The sequence below is a fragment of the Actinosynnema sp. NPDC059797 genome (assembly GCF_042732085.1).
In the GTDB taxonomy this organism is placed as follows: domain Bacteria; phylum Actinomycetota; class Actinomycetes; order Mycobacteriales; family Pseudonocardiaceae; genus Actinosynnema.
Genome location: NZ_JBHWIE010000427.1, coordinates 1 through 5532, shown reverse-complemented (window position 1 = coordinate 5532; position 5532 = coordinate 1). Strand labels below are relative to the sequence as shown.

Below are 5532 nucleotides of genomic sequence, written 5' to 3'. Positions count from 1 at the left end.
CCCTCACGCGGTGCGGAGTGGCGGTCGGGTACGACGCGGAGGTCATCGCGTCCCGCCGCGGCGGCGGGTACTGGCTCGCCGCCGAGGGCGACGGGAAGTCCCTGCCGAACCTGCTGGTCGAGGTCACCGCGTCGGGCTCGGTGGTGCGCGAGGTGCCGCTGCCCGCCGAACTGGCCGCGACCGCCACGGGCAACGGCTTCGAGGGCGTGACGACCACCGGGCGCGGCGCGGGCGAGCAGGTCTGGGTGGCCGTGCAGCGGGAGTGGCGGGCGGACGTGCGGGGTCAGGCGACCCTGGCCCGCTTCACCCCGGCCACGGGCGAGTGGGCGTTCGCCGCGTACCCGCTGGACGCCGCCGCCACCGGGTGGGTCGGGCTGTCCGAGGTGACCGCGCTGGGCGACCGCGCGCTGCTGGTGCTGGAGCGGGACAACCAGCGCGGTGACGCGGCGCGGACCAAGAAGGTGTACCGGGTGGAGCTGGCAGGCCTCGCGCCGGTGCCGGCCGGGCAGCCGAAGCCCGTGGTGGCCAAGCGGCTGGTCCGCGACCTGCTGCCGGCCCTGACCGCCGGCGGTGGCGTCGCGCACGACAAGCCGGAGGGCCTGGCCGTGGTGGGCGCGCGGCTGGTGGGCGTGGTCGACAACGACGGGCTGGAGGACGCGCCGGGCGAGTCGGTGTTCCTGCGGCTCGGGTGGGTCCGCTAGGCACCCGGCTCCCGGATCCGGCGCGCGAGGGGTCATGATGGGCGGGTGGAGTCCACCCGTGTGGACCGCTGGCTGTGGGCGGTCCGGCTGACCAAGACCCGGAACGACGCCGCCGACGCCTGCCGGGGCGGCCACGTGCGGGTGAACGACCGACCGGCCAAGCCGGCCACCACGATCGTGCCCGGTGACGAGGTGCGGGCCCGGGTCGGGCACGTCACCCGGGTCGTGGAGGTCGTGCGGGTGATCCAGAAGCGGGTGGGCCCGGCGGAGGCCGCGGCCTGCTTCCTCGACCGGACGCCCAAGCCGCCGCCCGAGGCGCTGGTGCCCGTGGCCCGCCGGGAGCGGGGCGCGGGGCGGCCGACCAAGCGGGAGCGCCGGGTGCTCGACAGGTTCCGCGAGCAGGGGCTCTGACGCGGCGGGCCGGACCTCGGTGGCCCGGCCGGGGCGGGCCCCCCCGGGGGGCGCGCCCCCCCCCGCGGCGGGTCAGGCGGTGGTGCCGGTGACCGACGAACCGGACCTGGTGACGTAGTAGGTCACCTTGGCGCCGCTCCAGTAGTGGAAGGTGAGCGTCACCCGCGCGTTGTCGTTGACCTCGGCGAAGAAGTCCGGGGTCAGCGTGGTGGCGCCGGTGGTGTAGTTCGGCGCGAACGTGCGGTCGAACTCCTTGAACGACGTCCAGTTGTGCGGGCCCGCGTTCGAGCCGTCGGCGTACTTGGCCTCCATGGTGGCCAGCAGGTCGCCGCGGAACGCCGTCGGGATCGCGAACGACGAGGTCGTGCCGGTCGCGTTCCGGAGCACAGGGGTGTCGTGGGTGATGAGGTTGATCCGCCACGGCACGCCCTGCGAGAACCGCGCGTGCAGCACCGCGTTGACCCCGTAATCCCGCGCCCCGCTCAGCCGGGTGATCAGGGACGCGCTGAGGGTCAGCTGGTCGCCCGACACCGCGTAGTCGGTGCCGCGCACCAGCTCGGTGCCGCCGTGGCGCAGGCCGGCGAACGAGGTGCCGTTGGTGTTCAGGGTGATCGCCTTGGCCGTGACGGGGCTCGACTTCGCGGAGAACACCTGGTCGGTGGACGCGGTGCCGGACCGGGTCGTCCAGCTCGACTTGATCTGGGCGAACAGCTCGGGGTCGCTCCACTGGAACGAGGTGCGGCCGAAGTGCTGGCCGTTGTCCCACAGCATGGTGGTGATCTTCTTGGCCTTGGCGTAGTGGCCCAGGTACTCGAAGAACTTCAGCTTCTCGCCCTGCTGGATGGTGCCGGTGTGCCGGTCGAAGCCGAGCAGGCCGAACTCGCCGAGGATGACCGGGACGCCGCGGGCGATGAAACCGTTGTGCACGCGGTCGAACGCGGCGACCAGGTCCTGCTGCGCGGTGGCGTCGAAGCGCGTGCCGCCGGCCACGTTGACGCTGAACGGCCAGTAGCCGTAGTAGTGGACGGTCGCGATGATGTTGCGGTCGTCCAGCGCGGCCAGGGTGGCGTTCAGCTCGTCGACGCGGGCCTGGTCGGCCGAGGTGTGCAGGGTCGGCAGCACGAGCAGGCGCGTGGCGTTGCCGCCGCCCGAGCGGCGCACGATCGAGTGGAACGAGGTGTTCAGCTGGTGGAGCAGCTCGGCGTTCTGCGCGTCGCCGGAGCTGTTGCTGAACTGCGGCTCGTTGACGCTCTCGAACACCAGCTTCGACGAGGAGTCGCGGAACGCGGAGGCGATCTGCGTCCAGGTCGCGTTGTAGCGGGCGAGCACGCCGGTGCGGTCGGCGGGCATGTTCGAGATCCACTGCCACGAGTCGTGGTGGATGTTGATCATCACGTAGAAGCCGTCCGCCAGCGCCCAGCCGACGACCTCCTTGACGCGGGTCAGGTAGGCCGCGTCGATGGTGTAGCCGGGCGCGCCGCCCTGGTGCTGGCCCCAGGTGACGGGGATGCGGATGCTCTTGTAGCCCTGGGCCTTGATGTTGTCGAGCAGCGCCTCGGTCACGCGCGGGTTGCCCCACGAGGTCTCGTCGTCGCCCGTGGCGTCGAAGGAGTTGCCGAGGTTCCAGCCCGGCTCCATCGCGGCGACCGCGGCCATCGCGTCACCCGCGGGCGGGTTCGTGGTCGTGGTCGTGGTGGTCGTGGTGGTGGTCGTCGTGGTGGTCGTGCTCGTGGTCTGGCCGGTGCAGGCCACGCCGTTGAGCGCGAACGACGACGGCGCCGTGTTGGCGCCGGTCCACGTCCCGTTGAAGCCGAAGGAGACGGTGGCGCCGGTGGCGATCCTGGCGTTGTAGCCGACGTTGGTCGCGGTGACGTCGGCGCCGGCCGCGGTGACGGTCGCGCCCCACGCCTGCGTGACCTGCTGGCCCGACGGGAAGGACCAGGTCAGCCGCCACCCGTCGACCGGGTCGCCCAGGTTGGTCACGGCCACGTTCCCGGTGAACCCGCCCTGCCACTGCGCGGGCGTCGTGTACGCCACCCGGCAGCCCGCCGCCGCCTGGGCGCTGGTGGCGGCCACCAGGCCCGTGCCCGTGACGACCGCGACGACGCCGGTCACCAGCAGGCCGAGCCACCAGCGGATCGTTCGTGTCCTGCCGCGCAAGTCGGCCATGGTGCTCCTCGTTCGTCGCAGGGGGCAGCGGGGAGGAGGGAACCGAGCGCGCGTCTGCCACCGGGCACTGCGGCGTGTTCCGGTGCTGCCTCGCAAGATGTTGACCACGCCGCCCGGGGGGCGCAAGGGTTTCGACTCAAATCGACTGGGCGCGGGCGTGGCGTCAACCCGGCGCTTCGAAACGGCGCCCGCGCGTTCGACGCGGTGTCGAATCCGTTCGACGAACGCCCCGTCGAACGCGCCGGTCTCCCGCGCCGGTCTCACGGACAGGTGAACCTCGGCCCGGTCGGGTGGAATCCGGCGCACAGCGGGTACACCGTGCTTTCAGGCACCGACGACACCGGAGGAGCCACCGTGGAACGAGGCAGCGCACAGCACGGCCCCATGCTGGACGACCAGCTCAAGCAGGAAGTGGAGAACGAGCTGCGGGCGACCGGGCCGACCCGCGCCGAGGACTGGCGCGACCCGGAGTTCCCGGACGCCGAGGAGGCGCGCGAGCTGGGCCTGGACCGGTCCCCGCGTGCCGAGCGGCCCGGGAGCTGACCCGCGCCGGGGCGGGCGGGGTCGGGTCGTCGCCCGGCCCCGCCCACCCGGGGTGACCGGGCGGTGCGACCCGCCGCCCGGCCTGCGGTCCACTGTGGACGTCAGGCCCGGTCGGCGCCCACCCGGCTGAAGTGGAACGGGCAGTGCGTGCCGCCCGTGCCGATGGTGGTCGCCCGCTCGAACCGGAAACCGTGCCGGTCCGGGTCGATCGCGTCGATCCAGTTCCGGTCGAACTCGCACATCACCGGCGCCAGCTCCGGCGCGGCGTTCGCCACGAGCACGTCGTAGTAGAAGCAGCGGTGCACGTCCGCGTGGAACCGGTGGTCGTCGTCGACCGGGTGCCGGAAGGCGAACCCGGCGCCGAACGAGGTGGTCTCGCGGTCCTTGGCCAGTGCCACCATCGCCCGGTACGGGTCGGGCTCGGCGTCGAGCGCCGCGCGGACGGACTCCCGCACGACGGGGGCGAGCGGTTCGACGAAGGCCGCGCGCACGACCTCCACGGCCCCGTCGTCGCCGAGGTGGGGGCGCAGGAGTTCCCAGGCGGCCACCAGGACCAGCGTCATGCGCAGGTTGTGGCGGGCGGGCTCGTCCACGACCAGGCGCCGGTTGGCGGCCACCAGGCGCTCGTGCCGGTCGCGGACGGCGGCGGGGAGGTCGTCGGGCAGGCCGCGCTCGCGGGTCACCGCGGCGAGGTGGGCCAGGACGCCGTCGACGACCGCGGCGGTGTCGGCGTCGGGGTCGGGGACGTAGTGGTCGGTGGTCACGTCTCGTGGTCCTTCCGGGACGGGCCCGGTCCCGGGGACGACGCGGTGCCGCGCGGGGCGGACCGGCCGTGCTCGCGACCAGGCGAGCACACCGGCGCACTCCACCGACCTACCGGCGCCGACGAGCTTCGTGTGTTTGTTGGCGCCGCCATGCTACGGCAGCGGCGGGTCCGCGGGTCGTCCGCGCTCCGCCCTCCCGCCGCGACCGGACGGGCGCGACCCGTTGCGCCGAACGGCGGTCGGCACGACCGGACAGCGGAACGCGCCGACCCCCGAACGGTCCTATTAGGACGGAGCGACTGGGCCGCGCGCAGCAGGCCGGTACGACGATCGCGAACGCGAACCCCTACGGACCGGCCCCTCGCCGCTCGAAATCTTCGTCAAATTTTCCGAAACTTTTCGCTCGTGACGCGACATCCCCAAGCACGGTTCGACACCGCCTTGAAGATCGACATCAGCCGGTGAAACAGGGCTCTCAACTGGGCATTCAGCATTTTCGAGCCGATTCGGTGCCGGAGGACCGCGCGGCGCCCGACGCGGGACCGGGAAGGCCCCACCGGGCGCAAGCCTCGAACTTCGGGCGTTTCCACGCTTGCCAGGCAGATCTGTTTCGGTTGATACTGCTGAAAGTTTCAGGCCGGATGCGGTCGGGTACCGCCCCCGACGGCCTCCCCCTGCCCGATCACCCAGTGCTCCCCAGAAGGTGTCAAACATGAAGCTGACAGCGAAGTCAGTGTCACGGGTCGCGCTCGTGTCGACGCTCGTGGCCGCCTCCGCCGGCGCGGTGGTGCTGGCCGCGTCGCCCGCCAGCGGCGCCGCGTCCACGCTCGCCGCCGCGGCGCAGCAGAGCGGTCGCTACTTCGGCACGGCGGTGGCCGCGAACAAGCTGGGCGACTCGACCTACGTCGGGATCGTGAACCGCGAGTTCGACATGATCACGGCCG

5 protein-coding genes and 1 pseudogene are annotated in these 5532 nt (G+C 72.7%); 4 read left to right on the top strand and 2 right to left on the bottom strand.

Annotated features, from left to right (window positions below; all coding sequences use genetic code 11):
* Positions 1-701 (top strand): esterase-like activity of phytase family protein (locus ACFV4N_RS39010; protein WP_499677711.1); only part of this gene is annotated, 701 nt, incomplete at its 5' end.
* A 45-nt stretch (positions 702-746) separates the two neighbouring features.
* Entirely contained in the window at positions 747-1112 is a 366-nt protein-coding gene (locus tag ACFV4N_RS39005) for an RNA-binding S4 domain-containing protein (protein ID WP_499677710.1), read from the top strand.
* A 72-nt stretch (positions 1113-1184) separates the two neighbouring features.
* Here the strand turns inward: ACFV4N_RS39005 and ACFV4N_RS39000 are convergent, their stop codons facing one another.
* Positions 1185-3281 (bottom strand): cellulase family glycosylhydrolase, encoded by a 2097-nt coding sequence (locus ACFV4N_RS39000; protein WP_499677709.1) that lies wholly within the window; start codon positions 3279-3281, stop codon positions 1185-1187.
* Between the two features lie 354 nt (positions 3282-3635).
* Here ACFV4N_RS39000 and ACFV4N_RS38995 point away from each other — a divergent pair, with 354 nt between their 5' ends.
* Positions 3636-3824 carry a hypothetical protein gene (locus ACFV4N_RS38995; protein ID WP_499677708.1) on the top strand — a complete coding sequence of 63 codons (189 nt, stop codon included), beginning with the start codon at positions 3636-3638 and terminating at the stop codon, positions 3822-3824.
* A gap of 101 nt (positions 3825-3925) precedes the next feature.
* Here ACFV4N_RS38995 and ACFV4N_RS38990 read toward each other — a convergent pair whose 3' ends face one another.
* Positions 3926-4588: an L-2-amino-thiazoline-4-carboxylic acid hydrolase gene (locus tag ACFV4N_RS38990; RefSeq protein WP_499677707.1), complete on the bottom strand. Its 663-nt coding sequence runs from the start codon at positions 4586-4588 to the stop codon at positions 3926-3928.
* A 712-nt stretch (positions 4589-5300) separates the two neighbouring features.
* On the opposite strand from ACFV4N_RS38990, the pseudogene ACFV4N_RS38985 reads away from it, so the two are divergent.
* Positions 5301-5532: pseudogene (locus tag ACFV4N_RS38985) on the top strand (endo-1,4-beta-xylanase); the annotation flags it as partial.

Bases quoted from the DNA above. Each gene is read 5' to 3' on its own strand.
- ACFV4N_RS39000 (WP_499677709.1), bottom strand. From the start codon at position 3,281: ATGGCCGACTTGCGCGGCAGGACACGAACGATCCGCTGGTGGCTCGGC.